Origin of the sequence: Dyadobacter sp. CY356 (genome assembly GCF_021440195.1) — a bacterium.
In the GTDB taxonomy this organism is placed as follows: Bacteria; Bacteroidota; Bacteroidia; order Cytophagales; family Spirosomataceae; genus Dyadobacter.
Genome location: NZ_JAJTSZ010000008.1, coordinates 100,269 through 117,223, shown reverse-complemented (window position 1 = coordinate 117,223; position 16,955 = coordinate 100,269). Strand labels below are relative to the sequence as shown.

General features: G+C 39.4%; 15 protein-coding genes. 6 read left to right on the top strand and 9 right to left on the bottom strand.

The window, feature by feature from the left end:
- Positions 1-49: 49 nt before the first annotated feature.
- A complete protein-coding gene (locus tag LXL81_RS22780) occupies positions 50-1,402 on the bottom strand; it encodes a TldD/PmbA family protein (protein ID WP_234649183.1) in 1,353 nt (450 codons plus the stop codon).
- 100 nt (positions 1,403-1,502) lie between these two features.
- Complete coding sequence (locus LXL81_RS22775; RefSeq protein WP_234649181.1) at positions 1,503-3,146, bottom strand: TldD/PmbA family protein; 1,644 nt, start codon at positions 3,144-3,146, stop codon at positions 1,503-1,505.
- Positions 3,147-3,829: 683 nt separating this feature from the next.
- On the opposite strand from LXL81_RS22775, the gene LXL81_RS22770 reads away from it, so the two are divergent.
- From LXL81_RS22770 to LXL81_RS22755, 4 genes are all read left to right on the top strand, one after another.
- Positions 3,830-4,393, top strand: a complete 564-nt coding sequence (locus LXL81_RS22770; protein ID WP_234649180.1) for a hypothetical protein — start codon at positions 3,830-3,832, stop codon at positions 4,391-4,393.
- A gap of 180 nt (positions 4,394-4,573) precedes the next feature.
- Entirely contained in the window at positions 4,574-5,248 is a 675-nt protein-coding gene (locus LXL81_RS22765; RefSeq protein WP_234649178.1) for a sphingomyelin synthase family protein, read from the top strand.
- Between the two features lie 424 nt (positions 5,249-5,672).
- Positions 5,673-5,906 (top strand): DUF433 domain-containing protein, encoded by a 234-nt coding sequence (locus LXL81_RS22760; protein ID WP_234649176.1) that lies wholly within the window; start codon positions 5,673-5,675, stop codon positions 5,904-5,906.
- The gene (locus tag LXL81_RS22755; RefSeq protein ID WP_234649174.1) at positions 5,903-6,238 is read left to right on the top strand and encodes a DUF5615 family PIN-like protein; all 336 of its coding nucleotides are present in this window, start codon (positions 5,903-5,905) and stop codon (positions 6,236-6,238) included. The genes LXL81_RS22760 and LXL81_RS22755 overlap by 4 nt, the downstream gene beginning before the upstream one ends.
- A gap of 17 nt (positions 6,239-6,255) precedes the next feature.
- Here LXL81_RS22755 and LXL81_RS22750 read toward each other — a convergent pair whose 3' ends face one another.
- From LXL81_RS22750 to LXL81_RS22725, 6 genes are all read right to left on the bottom strand, one after another.
- The gene (locus LXL81_RS22750; protein WP_234649172.1) at positions 6,256-7,449 is read right to left on the bottom strand and encodes an NAD(P)/FAD-dependent oxidoreductase; all 1,194 of its coding nucleotides are present in this window, start codon (positions 7,447-7,449) and stop codon (positions 6,256-6,258) included.
- A gap of 16 nt (positions 7,450-7,465) precedes the next feature.
- Positions 7,466-7,717, bottom strand: coding sequence for a phosphopantetheine-binding protein (locus LXL81_RS22745; protein WP_234649170.1), 252 nt, complete (start codon positions 7,715-7,717; stop codon positions 7,466-7,468).
- 17 nt (positions 7,718-7,734) lie between these two features.
- Positions 7,735-10,884 carry an efflux RND transporter permease subunit gene (locus tag LXL81_RS22740; protein WP_234649168.1) on the bottom strand — a complete coding sequence of 1,050 codons (3,150 nt, stop codon included), beginning with the start codon at positions 10,882-10,884 and terminating at the stop codon, positions 7,735-7,737.
- 24 nt (positions 10,885-10,908) lie between these two features.
- Positions 10,909-11,958, bottom strand: a complete 1,050-nt coding sequence (locus LXL81_RS22735) for an efflux RND transporter periplasmic adaptor subunit (RefSeq protein ID WP_234649166.1) — start codon at positions 11,956-11,958, stop codon at positions 10,909-10,911.
- A 39-nt stretch (positions 11,959-11,997) separates the two neighbouring features.
- Positions 11,998-13,314, bottom strand: coding sequence for a TolC family protein (locus LXL81_RS22730; RefSeq protein WP_234649164.1), 1,317 nt, complete (start codon positions 13,312-13,314; stop codon positions 11,998-12,000).
- A gap of 65 nt (positions 13,315-13,379) precedes the next feature.
- Positions 13,380-13,994: a TetR/AcrR family transcriptional regulator gene (locus LXL81_RS22725; protein ID WP_234649162.1), complete on the bottom strand. Its 615-nt coding sequence runs from the start codon at positions 13,992-13,994 to the stop codon at positions 13,380-13,382.
- 293 nt (positions 13,995-14,287) lie between these two features.
- Between LXL81_RS22725 and LXL81_RS22720 the strand changes: the two genes are divergently transcribed.
- Positions 14,288-15,016 (top strand): Ig-like domain-containing protein, encoded by a 729-nt coding sequence (locus tag LXL81_RS22720; protein WP_234649160.1) that lies wholly within the window; start codon positions 14,288-14,290, stop codon positions 15,014-15,016.
- Between the two features lie 111 nt (positions 15,017-15,127).
- Complete coding sequence (locus tag LXL81_RS22715; RefSeq protein WP_234649158.1) at positions 15,128-15,616, top strand: DUF6252 family protein; 489 nt, start codon at positions 15,128-15,130, stop codon at positions 15,614-15,616.
- A gap of 12 nt (positions 15,617-15,628) precedes the next feature.
- Here the strand turns inward: LXL81_RS22715 and LXL81_RS22710 are convergent, their stop codons facing one another.
- On the bottom strand, positions 15,629-16,747 hold the full coding sequence (locus LXL81_RS22710; RefSeq protein WP_234649156.1) for an MBL fold metallo-hydrolase: 1,119 nt from the start codon (positions 16,745-16,747) through the stop codon (positions 15,629-15,631).
- Positions 16,748-16,955: the final 208 nt, after the last annotated feature.

Sequence of the window (16,955 nt, the reverse complement as noted above, 5' to 3'; positions counted from 1 at the left end):
TTTTAGGTCAATAAATGATTGTATAAATAAACTATAATCCTCCGTTATTTTAAACGGCGTCGGACAAGCTTGTAAAAGTAAAGTCACGGATTTTCAATGGCGGAACAAGATTTCCACCCTGGCGCATTGGCTTACCTGCTGCTTCAAGATTGTTCAGCATGATCACCGGACTTTCGTTGAAACGGAAGTTTTTCACAGGGTATTTAATGACACCATTTTCGATATAAAAAGTACCGTCACGTGTCAGTCCGGTGTAGAGCAAAGTTTGAGGATCCACCGCACGTATATACCAGAGACGCGTTACCAATATTCCCTTTTCGGTCCCTTTGATTAGATCAGCCAGTGACTCATTTCCACCGGCAAAAATAAATCCTGATGGAGGGGGAATTGCTTTCACACCTTTTTTCTCAGCCCAATAGCGGGAATAATACATGTTTTTAACAACACCGTTTTCAACCCAAACCACCTTTTCCTGAGCGCGGCCATCACTGCCGCCACCACCAAAAGCGAAACGTCCGCCACCGCCCCCAAATGGAGAACCCGGAATTTCCAGATTTTGCGGATCAGAATATATGTTGACACGTTCGTCAAAAAGTTTTTCACCCAAACGCGTCCCACCACCTTTTTTTCCAAGAAAACTTCTCCCCTCATCTGCATTTCGCGCGTCCATACTGCCCATCATATTTTGAAGCAGATCAACAGCGGCCGTCGGTTCCAGAATAACCGTATATTTTCCAGGCTCCAGAGCCTTTGCTTTTGAAGAAGCCTGAGCCTTTTGAATAGCCACTTCGGTTGCCAGCGCAACATCCAGTTTGGAAACATCATTTACATCACGAACTGCGTAACCTGAGCCCAGTCCATCATTGGTTCTAACAGTGATAGAAAAGTCAACGGAGGTAGCTGCGTTATATCCGAACAAACCTTTGGTGTTTCCCAACGCAGCGAAACCGGTGCTATCTTCCCAGTATCCTGCTGCTGTCAGATCTTTTTTCGCACATGGGTCAATACTTTTGAAAGCTGCTTCCGCTCTGAAATCAGGATTGATTGCATCAGTACTGGCGGCGAAGGATTTTATATCCAAATAGTTCTGCGGTCCAAGCATACCCACATACTCAGGATTGTCAGGAGCCAGATGAGCAATTTCCTCTGCTCTCCTGACCGTTTTTTCTAACGACTTGTCGTCAAATTCATTGATCGTAGCCGTTCCGGATTTTTTACCAAAAACCGATGTAACAGAAAGCGAAAGATTGGTTGTTTCACCGCTTGTTGATACCGAATTTCTGGCATAACGAATATTTCCGGTACGGCTGCCATTCAAATTGGCACTCGTTTCGTCAGCTTTCGAAAAAGCCAACACCTTGTCAATTATTTGTTTTGCTTCTTCTTTTGATAAGACAGCCATGTTAGAAAAAATTTAATTTATAAACAGTCAGTTAGGCAGGAATCTCTTTAAAAAACTAGTACTCAAAATCAAGCTAATCCTCAAATCCAGAAAATCAAGGTCATATTTTTCTCCCCGTATTAATCACATTTACACCATCAAACCGGGTTGTTGCACTTCCATGAGCCACAGCACTGATTTGAGATGGCTGTCCTTTTCCATCGAAAAAAGAACCGAATGTACGGTAGTCATCTTTATCACAAATTTGTGAGCAGGAATTCCAGAATTCCTGTGTATTAGATTGATAGGCAACATCATCCAGCATGCCCACGATCTCACCTTTCTTTATCTCATAGAAAACCTGTCCGCCAAACTGGAAGTTATATCGCTGTTGATCAATCGAATACGAACCGGCTCCAATAATATAAATTCCTTTTTCAACGCCCTTGATCATATCTAGAACGCTGCGTTTTTCAGTTCCGGGACGAAGTGAAATGTTGGGCATTCTTTGGAATTGTACAGAATCCCAGTTATCTGCGTAACAGCAGCCATTGGATTCCTTACCACCAATGATTTTAACCTGATCACGAATAGCCTGATAATTCACCAGAATACCATCCTTGATAATATCCCATTCTTTGGCTGGAACTCCTTCATCATCAAAACCAACAGCACCCAAAGTATGTGGCTGAATTCTGTCCGCAACGATGTTAACGAGTTTACTTCCGTAATTAAATTTTTTCGATTCCCATTTATCCAAAGTCGCAAAACTTGTTCCGGCATAATTGGCTTCATAACCCAATACGCGGTCAAGCTCTGTCGGATGGCCAACAGATTCGTGAATGGTAAGTCCTAAATGATTTGGATCCAGAACGAGATCATACTTTCCTGGCAAAACCGTTTTAGTTGTAAGTTTTTCCTTTGCTTGTTTAGCTGCCAGAATAGCATCCTCAACCATATCATAAGAGCTGCGGTAACCCACGGTACCATTCGGACCAGCAATTTTTTCAGAAGCAAGTCCATCCAGGTATTCATAACCCATACCCATGGGTGAACTAAGTGCACCGCGGGTCTTGAACTTTCCGGCAGCCTTATCAATTGCAGTTACGGTAAAAGTTGGCCAGATCCGGTGAATGTCCTGATCGATATAACTTCCATCCGAGGAAGCAAAATATTTTTGTTCGTTAACAGAGAAAATGTTGGAAGTGACAAAGCCAGCACCATTTTCCATGGCTTTGCCATTCACTTTCATCAACAGATCTATCTTTTCCGCAGTCGGGATTTCGAAAGTATTTTTTTTGATCGGCGTTTTCCATGTCACATCTCCCACTCCTTTTTGCGGAGCCAGAACAACCGGATCTTTTTGAAATTTAGAGTTTGCTTTGGCAATCGCTACTGCTGTTTCTGCACATTTGGCAATTCCTTCAGACGTAACATCACTGGTAGCTGAAAAGCCCCAGGTGCCGTTGGCAATCACACGAATACCAACACCGAATGATTCTGCATTGACAATATTTTGAACCTGCTTTTCTCTCGTAAAAACAAATTGCTGCAAATATCTCCCGATACGTACATCCGTGTAAGTTGCTCCTTTACTTTTTGTAGCATTCAGGGCGATGTCTGCATATCTTTTTTTCAAAGCTACATCAATGCCCGGTTCAAGTAAATGCTCGCTTGAAACAGTGTTTCCAAATATAGGAACGGATGGCAACATTAATGCGCCCATACCCATACCTGTCATTTGCATAAAATCTCTTCTTTTCATTCGTCGAAGCTAAACTTTATAAATATATGATGATGAAAAATGATATTTTTTAGCCAATTTGATTAAATCAGAATATTCTGCGCTCACAGCGTCAAGTTAGATAAAAACCTTAAAAATGACAATTTTACCAAATTAATTTTTGCAAAATATAAAATCAGCAGTGACACAGTAAGATACAATTTATTATTTACGATAGATTTTGTTAAAACTTAATGGAGCAATTAAAAGAGCCTTAAATAAGGAATACAACAAACTGTTATTCAAATTGAAAAGGGAAGAAGATCATCCGAATGGAGTCATCATTCTGACGATTTTAATTATTATTAATCTTAAAAATTTATTTATACCATAAAAAAACAGCACGGATAATTCAAAATATTATATTGCGACCGAACGATTATTTACATTTTTCATGGTACCAAAGAAATATTCTATTTTATATCTTACCGATTTATACTTTGAAGCAAAAGGGAGAAGATATTATGAGGAGGATTTGTATCTGACATCCCGGTTGCGGGAATACTTCGATCTACTGCTTTGTCACCCCCTGTGACTCCGAAAAATTTGAGGAGGCTGTTGATCTGGTTATTTTCCGGAATACCGGTCCGGTGATGTATTACCAGAATTATTTTAATTCATTTATTACAAGGATTAATACAAAAAAAATATCCTGCTACAACACGATGACTGGTAGGGCTGATATGATGGGAAAGTCCTATTTGACTATGTTGACAAAAGAGGGTTATCCTGTAATACCGACCATTGAACATTTACAAGATTTATCTCTGCTGCCAGACTGTGAAAAGTACATGATAAAATTGAAAGGCGGAGCTGATTCTATTGGCATGCATGTTGTTGACAGGGAGCAGCTTTTGACCATTGAACTGGAAGGAAATATTATCCAACCTTTTATAGACTTTGTTTACGAGGTGTCGTTTTATTTCATCGACAAAGATTTTCAATATGCACTTTATGCACCTGACAAAAGCAAAAGATGGAATTTGGAAATGTATGAAGCCTCAGCAGAAGACCTCATATTTGCGGAGCGGTTCATATCCTGGAATACAGTTACCCATGGAATCCAACGCGTGGATGCTTGCAGAACTTCGCATGGCGACTTGTTGTTAGTGGAACTGGAAGATCTGAATCCATATTTGTCTCTGGATCTTTTGAATATTGAAACAAGGGATAAGTTTGTCACAAATTTTCTTGAATCAATAAGCAAAACGATAGAGGGACATAGTTAGGGATTATAAAATAATTAGATATTTACCTATCAGCTGAACGGACATTTGGCTTTCCTCATAATTATTTACTTTTACCATCGATTATCGTTACAAATTTTAGTAAACATTACAGTAAAACTAAATTTTGCTGTGAAATAATACCAGACACCAGTACCATATATAAGACATCCGTTATCAAATATGATTTCCAGTATTTGGAAGGAAGCATGGCAGAAAAAGTCGTACAAAACTACCGTGGTTTCGGGCTTTTTGATACTTTGTATCATTTCCTGTTTTTTAAATCATTTTTTCCAGGCTGTTGAAGTCAGGGAAGGTATTGTCGTAAATGACATTTTGCTATCTATACTACCGTCGAAAGATTGTTCTGAAATTATATTTATCCTCATCTGGTCCTGTGTGGGATTGGCCACCATCCGTTTTTTACACAATCCAATGATTTTTCTTGGATTTCTCTGGTCATATGTTGCTTTGTGCATCACCAGAATTATTACCATTACGCTTGTTCCTCTCAATGCGCCGGAAGGATTGATACCGCTCAGGGATCCTTTAAGTAATTATTTCTACGGACAGGTTTTCATCACCAAAGACCTTTTCTATTCAGGACATACGGCAACGTTGTTTCTGATTTATCTCTGCCTCGAAAAGAAAAATGACAAACTTTTTGTATTGATTTCTACGGGTATTGTGGGCCTTCTTTTACTGATTCAACACGTTCATTATAGTATGGATGTTTTGGCTGCACCCTTTTTTGCGTATTTCAATTATTACTGCGCAAAAAGATTTCTTGCTACTAAACTTCTTTATGAAAAGGAAAAGGAAATTGTAGTAGATAAAGAGGTTTTGGAGGAGAATTGATATATTTCTGTTATCAGGCGTTTGATAAAAAATAGCCATATCAATTTTCCTGGTGGTTTTTATCGTTCAGTACCCGATAAATGTGTACCCTAATTAATTACCCCTTATTGATAATGGTATTACAAATCAAAAACTCTTACTGGTAGATTACTTTCCCCTTCATTCATCAATTAAAAATATGTCATATTGATGAAATTTGTATCTTTGATAAAAGGCCAAACCATTACTATTCAAGAACTCAAAATCTTACTGCACCAGGAATGGAAAAGAAAGTCTTGAGCTTTTTGGCTCAATTGCACTTGGAGAAACTTACAATGTTAAAGATTTCTGTTAGAACAAAATAAAGATAATCGCATTCCTGAAAAGCTAGAATCGTAATTGCAGAGCTTATTAAATCTTAAAGTTGATCTAAATTGACATGAAGATGCAAAGTTGGATAGAACATATTACAATAAATCCAGAGGTACGCTTTGGCAAACCTTGTATAATAAATACAAGAATTACAGTTTTAGATATTTTGGGACTATTGTCAAATGATTTAAGTTATGAGGAAATTCTCGACGATTATCCCCAGTTAACACGCGAAGATATACTCGCTTCATTGGCTTTTGCTGCCAACAAAGAAGTTAATACCAAGATTTTGGTAACCTCTCTATGAAACTACTTTTTGATGAAAATATATCCTACCGGGTCATTAAAAAATTACAGAACGTTTTTCCTTTAAGTATTCACGTAAGTGACACAACCTTAAAAAAGCCGGCAAAAGACCGTGTAATTTGGGAGTATGCAAAAACAAATGACTTTACACTTGTAACATTTGATGAAGATTTTCAAGACCTGCTGAATGTATATGGATTTCCTCCTAAAATAATATTACTTCGGATGGGTAATTCGTCGACAGAATTTATTTCTGACCTTCTTAAAAGAAAGCAAAACGATATTTTTGAGTTTCACAAATCTGGCATTTTTGGACTTTTGGAAATATTTTAAAACATAATTAATCTGGTTTACCTTTTCCAAAAATACCCATAAAGCCCACGATACAACATCTTCCATTGGTTCTCGTGGAAAATCATCGCTCTTAGTTGTAGTAACAATCTAACGAACCAACCCACCTTTCCATAAAAATAAATATTTGGCCGGGAAGTGTTAGCAATAGCTTTTCTTTTACCCAAAACGATCGCTGAACCTGCCTCTTTAAAAACGAATTCTTTTAAAGTTTTTCTCTCCGCCATTAACTGGAAATTCTCAGCCAGGTTCTGGCCTTGCTGAATTGCAACCTGTGCCACTTGCGGATAACTGTTTGGTAAATTTTCAGGTTTTTGAATAGACACGTCACCAATTGCAAACACATTATATGTCCCGACAACCTTATTAAATGAATCGACAACCAGACGATTTTCTGGGCCATATGCTTCCAAGACAAAGCCGTTGAACTTACTGGCTTTTATTCCAGCTGTCCAGATTACGGTTTTTGTTTCAAATTGTTCCCCTGAGGAAAGTAAAACCATATCATCTAAATAATCTCTGACATGACAATTGAGAAGAATTTTAATCCCCAACTCGGTTAGAGAATGATAAGCGTGCTTTTGGAATTTAACATCCATTGAAGCCAGAAGCGATCCACTTTTTTCTATTAAGTAAATCTCTGGTTTTGCTTTGGATAATTTAGTCGTCGCCTCAATATCAACCAGCCATTGCGCCAGCATCGCAGATGTTTCAACACCAGATGATCCACCACCGACCACCACCAATTTCTGAACTTTGCCGTGATTATCAACGGTCTCGAATTGTTTGACCAAATGGTTTTTCAGAGCAAGAGCATCTTCCACTGTTGCAATACCAAACGCTTTTTTCAGTAAATTTTGATTGCCCTGAAACTGGATTTGGGAACCGGTCGCCACTATGAGATATTCGTATTCCAGGATACCATTCGTCAGGATGATTTTATTTTCAGCAGGGCTTACTTCAACCAATTCTCCTGAATGAAATTTTAGATTTTCCTTTCCTGAAAACATTTTCAGGAAAGGAAAACTGACGTCTCCAGGCTTAAAAATTCCGGCGGCCAGCTGATACAGAAACGGTGTGAAAATATGGTGATCGCTTTTATCTACAAGTGTAACCTGAAATTTAATATTATGCGCCAGTGACAGCGCAAGATTTATACCGGCAAATCCCCCCCCCACTATAACTACTTTCATCTCAATTCGCTTCTGATCAAACTCTTGGCTGTTGACCTGCCCAACTACTCCGGACCAAAAGATAACGCTCAATTTGTCCGACTGTCTGAAGTTTTTCGTAATCTTCGTCAGGAATTGCAATATAGAATTCATCTTCCATTTGTAAAACCAGATCTATGGTATCAAGGCTGTCAAAACCCAAATCCTTCGCCAGATGTGATTCTCCGGATATGGAAGAAGCCGGCAAACCTGTGCTTTTGCTTAACAATTCCAGAAGTTGCTCTTTCATTTTAAAGTTGAATTATGTTATTGAGCGGCGGTGGCCACAGTAGATTCTTGTCCGGAATTTGATTTGGAACGAAATGAGGCCCATTTTTCACCAGCTCTGTCGGCCAGATAATACATCATCGGAACCAGATAGATCGTCAGTACCATGGAGCTGCTCAAACCACCGATCAAAACCCAGGCTAGCGAATTTTTCCACTCTGCTCCTGCACCGGAAGCAGTCGCAATCGGGATCATACCAATGACCATCGCGATGGTAGTCATTAAAATCGGACGTAAACGTTCTTCTCCCGCATGAAGAATTGCCTGCCGGAATGGCGTTCCCATTGCCTTCTGCTGATTGGCAAAATCGACGATCAGAATTGCATTTTTCACTACGAGTCCGATCAACATCAACATACCCAAGAGAGCAAAAATCCCGATGTTGGAAGATGACAGCGCAAGTGCGAGCAAGGCACCAATGACCGCAACGGGAATAGAAAACAGCACCACAAAAGGATAAATAAAGCTGTCGTAGAGCAAAACCATGATGAAATATACCAGCATCAGACCCGCCATCATGGCCAGACCTAATGAGCCAAAACCTTCACTCTGATTTTTTGCATCTCCACCCCAGGTTACCAGCACACCGGCGGGAAGGGGATTTTTCTGCAAATCTGCCTGAATATTCGCTACCAAAGTTCCGGAACCAAGTCCCAATGTATTGGCGGTAACCGTTACAGATGAGCGACGATTTTTTCTTTCCAAAACGGAAGGTCCCGTACTTAAAGTGACCGTAGAAAATTCTTCCAAACGAACCGGACGATTTGCCGACGGACTAAAAAACGTGATATGTTTTACATCGTCGGGATCTTTCCGGTCGAAGGCGTCCAGCATAACGCGGATGTCATAATCCTCTCCACCATCACGGTATTTGGAATCATCGTTTCCTGCAAAAGCATTTTGCATGGTTGCGCCAACGGTTTGAATACTCAGACCAAGCCGGGCCATTTTCTCACGATCAATATCAACACGTACTTCCGGATTTCCCGCTTCAACTGAAACGTTGACATCATTCGCACCGGGTGTTTTTTTAAGACGATTGGAAAGGTCATCTGCCGATGCTAAAATTTGATTCAAGTCATTTCCGGTTAGAAAAATTTCTATGGGTGCTGATCCCGAATTTACCATTCCGACAATAGCTGAATTAAATTCAATTCCGGCAAATTTCTTTTCAAGTTCTTTACGAACATTGAGCATGTATGTTTCCGTAGATACCAATCCGCCACGTTCTGCCAAAGGTTTTAATTCAACAGTAAGCTCCGTACGGTTGGTTTCACCTTGTCCTGAACTATTCAAACCTGTACTAGCTCCGCCCACGTTGGCGAAAATTGTTGTTACATCCGGTTTTTTTCTTAGATAATCCTCTATGTTTCTGGCTGTCAGGTTATTTTGTTGTAAAGACGCGCTTTTGTCAAGTTTCATTGTCAATAAAAACTTACCCTGATCGCCCTGCGCAACAAATTCCTGTCCGATAATACCAAGTCCCATTACCCATCCTGTCATTACAAATAGGACAATAAGTCCGCCGGTAAAAATTAATTTGTGCGACAGAACCCATTCCAGGCTTCCATGATAAGCTTTTGTCAGGCTGGTCAATTGTTTTTCAAACCAAAGCAAAAACCTTTGAAAAGGATTTTTCGGATCAAGGTGTTCAATACGCGCCATGTTCGACGTCATCCACGGTGTCAGGGTGAAACTCACTAAAAGGCTGATCATCGTCGCAAAGGCCACCGTCAGGGAAAACTGCCGTAAAAGATCCGCAATCACAGAATTCACCATTGTAATAGGCACAAAAACAACGACAATCACCAATGTAATGGCAAGGGCCGCAAAACCAATTTCCGTAACCCCGTCAATGGTAGCCTGCCAGCGGTTTTTTCCCATTTCCAAATGTCGCTGAATGTTTTCCAGAACAACAATCGAGTCATCCACCAGAATACCGATCACCAGCGAAAGTGCCAGTAAAGTCATGAGGTTCAACGAATAACCCATCACATACATAAATAAAAACGCAGACACCAAAGAAGCCGGAACTGAAACCATTACAATAAATGCGTTTCTGAAACTATGCAGAAAAAGAAGCATGACAGCGGCTACGAGCACCACGGCCAGAATCAAATCATGCGTTACCGCTTCAACAGATTCGAGCGTAAAAATGCTGCTGTCGTATGCAATAGCAAAATGCACCTTATCCTTCGCATTTGCCTTTTCAATTTCTGATAATTTCAATTGCACCAGACGACTAATTTCTACGGCATTGGCATCGGATTGTTTTTTGATAAAAAGTCCAATGCCGTTTTGTCCGTTGTAACGGCTAATACTTACCGCCTCTCCTAACCCATCGGTAATATCAGCCACATCGCCAACCCGGATCTGACTTCCTTCTTTTGAAGTCGCAACAACCAGATTCCTGATATCATCCAGTGAACTGAATTTTCCAGCCAGACGAAGCGTCATATTTTCTGAACTGCTTTTCACTTTTCCTGTCGGAAAATCAAGGTTTGCCTGATTGATGGCCTGGGTTACCTGCAAAAGTGACAAACCGTAATAACGAAGTTTTTCATCATTCACATTCACACGGATCTCACGCTGATCCCCTCCTACCATGCTGATTTCTGCAACACCGGCAATCTGCTGGATCACAGGTAAATATTTGTCTTCGACCTGCTGATAAAAAACTTCATTAGGAAGCGAAGACGTAGCCAAAAGCTGCATTATTGGCTGATCACTAGGTGAAATTTTTGACAAAGAAGGCGTTTCTGCATCATCCGGCAAGTCGCTTACCATGTTGTTGATATCACGCTGCGCATCTTCGAGGGCTTTGTCAAGATCTGTACCCGGTTTTAGCTGAACGATTACAAGCGATGCACTTTCGTACGATTTGGAAGTAACATCATCGATATTATCTAACCCGGAAATGGCATCTTCAATTTTTTTACTGATTTCAGACTCCACTTCTGTTGGTGCGGCTCCTGGATAAAGTGTCGTGATTGTGACAATGGGCACCGAAAATTCCGGTAATAATTCGTAGCTGAGAAGCCGGTACGAAAATATCCCGCCAATGGTGAGAATCGCAAAAAGTACGATAATCATCGACGGTCGTTTGATTATGGATTCAATAAATTTCATAATAAATACTTTTAGGAATGAGGATTACTGAGCACTTACCAAAGTTCCGTTCTGAAGATTGATCTGGCCGCTTGTAACAACCCGGTCACCCGCTTTCAAACCTTTTGTAATTTCATAATACTCGTTTGTTGAATTACCGATCGAGACGTTTTTCAAAACTGCCTTTCCATTTTCAACTACATACAACTGAGGCTCTTTCGCCGAACCCATAATCGCCTGGCGAGGCACTGCCAGCGACTGACCTTTGACCTCATTCAGATTTGCAATGGAACCATACATTCCTGCTTTCAAAGGATTATCAGTCGTATTCGGAACCGTAATTTCCACCGGATAGTTATGCGCTTCATCGCCTTCTGCGCTGATCATTGTAACCTTTCCGGGAAATTTAGCATCAGGATAAACTTCCGTCTGAACCGGGATGGATTGTCCCATACGGAATTGATGGATCGCTTTTTCAGGAACGTTCACCACGAGCTTTAATGAAGAAATGTCTGTAATCTCCGCCATGGGCGTTCCAATTGATACCACAGAACCTTTTTCCACCATTTTTGAAGTGATGATGCCTGAAAAAGGAGCGGAAATCGTTGTATTGGCAATTTGTTTGTTCAATTGTTTGATCTGCGCCTGAGTACTGCGGATACTCAATTTGGTTCTTTCAATGTTAACAGCCGGGACTGCATCACCTTTTACCAAAACCTCAAAACGTCTTAAATCATTTTGATGACCTTCCAGGGTTACCTGCAAAGCTTCAACCTGAAAACGCAGCTGATCGTCGTCAAGTTTTGCCACAAGTTGTCCGGTACCAATATGCTGACCTTCGGTAATAGGGAGTCTGACTATTTCTCCACCAGCCTGCGGACGAATTTCTATTTTTCTATTTGGTGAAAATGAGCCAAGAAATTTATTTTCCTGCGACATATTCCGAAGTTCAGCAACAGCCGTTCTGACGCCAACTCTCAGGTTAGGATCAGGCTTATAGATCTTCGCTTCTGTATTTTCTTTATTGGTCAAAAGCTTTGCAGCAGTAAGGCCCAGAACAGCAATCACGGCTACAAAAATTAAAAGGCGTTTCATAATTTTATTCTATTGAAGGTTAACAGCTATATTTTTATATTATTTTTCAAGTAAAGTCCCCGTTGCTTTTTTCCATTCCAGCTCGGCCTGAAGCAACTGAACGAGTGAAGTCAGATAATTGCTTTGTGCATCCAGAAGTGTCTGTTCCGACTGAATTACATCAGAAAGTGAAACCAAACCTTCCTTGAATTGCAGCTGAATTTGTGTGTAAACCCGGTTAGCGAGTGCTACCTGCTCATTTTTGGAATTGATATTCTGCTGCTCAACTGCAAATTTATTCCTGGCATTGGTTTCCTCCATTTGTATTGATTCTTCAAGTTGTTTCAGCTGCACTGAAAGTTTCTGATTGTCAATCCTGTTTTGATTACGTTGCGCTTTCCGTGCAAATCCGTCAAAAACATTCCAGTTCAATTGCAATCCCGCCCAGTATCCCGGCACGGATTTAAATACAGAATTATCTCCGCCTTTGGCAAAATAGGTCAGGTTACCCACTCCATATGCACTTACCGTTGGCAGAAAACCGGACTTATAATTCTTGTCCTGTATAATATTCAAATCCTTTTGTCTTTCAAGTAATGTGACATCCGTTCGCTTCAAACTACCCTTTTCCGCACTTGATGGAAGCAAAACGTCTTTAACCTTAATCTCTATACGAAGCGAATCTGACTGAGGAATTCCGGTATAGTATTTTAAAAGATTAACGAGCTGGTCGTAGGATTGTCTTAACGTTTTCAATTGTGTTTCAGTCGTCATTTTGTTGATCATAATCCGGTCCTTATCAACCCGCTGGGCTAACTGATTCTGATACAGCAGATCTGTAACTTTATACAAACGGTCCGTCGAGATCAGGTTACTATCAAGAAAAGCCATTTGCTGAACCACTGTAACCAGATTATAATAGGCATCAGTTACGTTGTATGCCACATCTTCCTTTGTTTTTGTTGTACTAAGTGCGGTGAGATCACGGTTGAGATCAGCCGCTTTCAATGCATATTTTACAGAAGGATTATACAATTTTTGCGTGATCTGTGCCGTGGTTGATAAGTTATAAGGCAAACCAAAAGCAAATGTGCTGTAAGTCCCTTCTGGTCCGCCAAAAGTGCTTGCCGGGACAACCTGGCCGGGAATTTTGAAATAACGCTTGTAATCTCCGGTCACATTTACAGTCGGCAGAAGATTTGACTTCACCTCGTCGATCTTCGCATTTGTTTTTGCTTCATCCAGAACAGACGTCTGGATCGCGTAATTATTTTTCATGGCAAGGTCAACCAGCTGCCCGAGACTGAGCTGCTGCGCCTGAGAACTTCCGGCTGTTAATACTAACAACAGAAATCCCCGATAAAATGAAAATTTCATGGATTCCGAATAATATAAATAAAATGAATATTTTAAATGTTTGTTTAAAACAAGCCCAAAAAAATTTACTTTGGCAGAAAAATATAGTTGATGATCATATCCTTGACGATATTTTTATGTTCATCAGCATACGTTACAAATTGTTCTTCTGTCACTTCAAAAGCCTTCATGTGAATATTCTTTCCCATGAAAATAAACTGAATATATCCGCATAACATTGGCAAAACATTTTCAACGCTTATGGGTCTGATGTTACCACGTTTAGCTTCTTCTTCGAGCTGCTGACTCAGTCTCGTGTTTTTGATCTGACGTAAAAAGTTAATATCAGGAATAAGACGTTCCGGTGCTTTATGCACTTCGTTCATAATAAAAATCACAAGATCAGGCTCTTTCCTGACCATCTCAAAAGTATGATCCACAGACTCTATGAGCTTTTCTCTCAAAGGAATATCTTTATTAAAAATATTAACTGTATCCTGGAAATACAGGTTTAAAAGGTCCTTAAAAATTTCAAGGAAAAGTTTTTCCTTACTTCTGAAATAATAATTGGTCAGTGCGATGTTCATTTCAGCCTCATTGGCAATATCTCTCGAAGTGGTTCCGTCAAAACCTTTTTTCAGAAATACTTTCCTGGCAGCTTCTTTGATTTTCTCCTCACTGGACTGTCCTATACACTTCACTTTTCTGATTCTTTATTTCGCCTCGTTGTAATTACGGATCAAATATGTTAATTAAAAATAAGACCACCAAATATTTTAAATAGATAATTTAAACAAACATTTAAAACATTATTTTACATTATAATTAATATTTAAAATCCTATTTTGAACACTTTCAGATTTAAAAATTTGATAAAAATTATGTAAATAATAAAGTAACTCTTTGTAACAAAACTTGTTTATATTTCTTCAATGAACTAAATTGTTCGATAATAATACCGTAATCATTCTACGTATCCTCATCAACTTTTGCTATGAAAAGACGATCTTTATTGTTTATAATTGGAGCTTCAATCTTCCTGTCCTGTTCAAAAGACGCTGAGCCGGAAACTAAAATTGACGCCAATTCGCTGGAACTGAATTATGACAAAACGCACCAGTTTGAAATTACAAAAGGAAGCGAAAATTTATCCGGCTCATATAAATGGGCATCAAGCGATCCGACCGTTGGTACTGTTTCACCTACCGGAAAATTCACTGCCAGAAAAATCGGCTCGACTGTCGTATCAGCGAAATCCGAAGGTCAGGAATACTTGTCATATATCACTGTAAGTCCTTACAGCACCATGTTCAAGGAGCCGAGTTTTGAATTTGGGCAAAATAGAACGACGATAAAGAATAATAATATTGGAACAGTTGAGGCCGAAAGTGATAATCTTCTGGTTTACTCCGTTTATGCCGAAAATGTCAAAAGACTTTTGTTCGCTTTTGAAAATGATAATCTTACTGGCGTTGCGGTTGACATTGCTGATACCGAACAAGCGAAACAAGAAGCTAAAACATTTTTTCGTGAACGGTATCCAAATGTCCTGCCAATAACAGGTACGCAAGATTCTCTATACATTAACGACGGTAAAAATATAGGGGTTAAATTTAATACCAATGAGTCTCTCGGATATTACGCGACTTATGGCAAAGTTGCTTTTACTAATGGAAGATTGTCTTCTGATTCAGGCAAATTCGATGCAATTTTAAGAAAATAAGGAATACTAAAAACAGATTGTCAGGAAAGCGGATTTATTTTGCTTTCCTTTTTTTCGTTCTCGCTACAACCAATTACAAAAGTCCTGTGTCATTTATAAAAAAATAGACACATGAAAAAATTAGCCATACTCATGCTTGCCCTTGGATTTTTTGCTTGTAAAAACGAAAAGGATAAAGAATCCGTCAACCCTGAAAGTTCTTCCTTTTCAGCGGAAAAGAACAACGAAAAGTGGACAGGAGGCACAAGCCTTCAGTTAAAGTCAGCGGATTCGGATACTGTAAGTTTCTTTTTCGTGGCAAATCATCCGAATGATGAGGTGCTGGTAATTAATGTAAAATTCGATGGAATGGGCGTTTACCCGTTAAATAGAAATCAGGCATTTTATTATACGACCATAGGAGGCGACGTAATATCCAGCCGGTATGCCATGAGTTCAGAAGACACCGGCCGTCTGGTTATCACAAAATATGATACTATTCATAAAGAAATTGAAGGGAATTTCGAGATTTCACTCAAAAAGCAATCAGCAAATCCTGAAAATAATGTTGATGTTTTAAAGTTTACAAATAGCTCTTTTAAATTGAAACTGGTTAAATAGAAAAGAAAATCTCTATTTAACATTTTCCCACCAGGCCGGAAAAACTTTATCTTCGTTCAAATTAACGATCTCACCTATCATGGGTGTAACCAGCGGTAAATTCTTGATTTTACTTGCCTTCATTACACGTATGACAGGTTCATCCCAATCGTGCTGTGCCAGTGCGAATTTGGCCCAATGAACCGGCATCAGCTTTTTAGCTTTTAGATCTTCTGCTGCCTGAGCAGTTTCTTCCGGCATCATGTGGATATATTTCCAATTATAGTTGTATTGTCCACATTCTAAAAGTGCAAGATCAAAAGGGCCAAACTTATCCCCGATCTTTTTAAAATGTGTATCATATCCAGAATCTCCACCTAAAAATATTTTCTTTGTCGGAGTTTGAAGAACAAAAGAAACCCACATCGCGCGGTTTCTGGATAATCCTCTCCCAGAAAAATGTCTTCCTGGTGTAACGTTTACAACAAATCCATTTCCCAGATTTAATTCTTCATCCCAGTCCCTTTCTTCAATTTTTGAAAGATCAAATCCCCAGCGCTCAAAATGTTCGCCGGTTCCTAATCCGGTAATGATTTTTTTCACTTTGGATTTTAATTTTAAAACCGTTTCATAATCCAAATGATCCCAGTGATCGTGAGAGATAAAGAGATAATCAATTGCAGGAAAGTCTTCTACTGCATAAACATCACTTCCCGCAAAACCTGGTGTTGTAAAACTAACCGGAGAAGCCGCGCCGCTGAAAACGGGATCTACGAGCATAGTCCTGCCATCAATCTGCATGAAGTAAGACGAATGTCCAAACCATACCAAAAGATCTTCGTTTGGATTGAGATGTAGCAGATCCGATTTTACAGAAGGCAAAATTGAATCCGGTTTTATCCTTTTGCTTTTATTAAAAATAAACTCCTTTAAAACCTGAAAATAACTTACACCTTCTGCAAGATCCGGAGTGATACTTAAATTTTGAAATTGGCCCTCACGATAATTCGGAGATTTCTGGATTCTTTCCAGTCTTGCTCCCGCAGGCATTCTGCCAAATTGAGGCTGCTGTAAAAAGATATATGCCGCGCCAGTCAGCACGATCGCTAATATTAAGATTCCTGCTAACATTTTTATGATTAATTTTTTCATTTGGGTTATCTATACTGCAGTCTATCCCGACGCTACTGATAAGAATCTTTTGCGTTCAAACTGAATAGAGTGATTGATCAATCGTCAAAGCTAAACGATTATTTGATAATCAAAAAATGGAATTACGTATAATAATGAATTTTTAATTTTTGGGCTATTAGCTTTCTATAAAAAAGTGATATTGCGCACAAAAAAAGCTCCCGTTTCC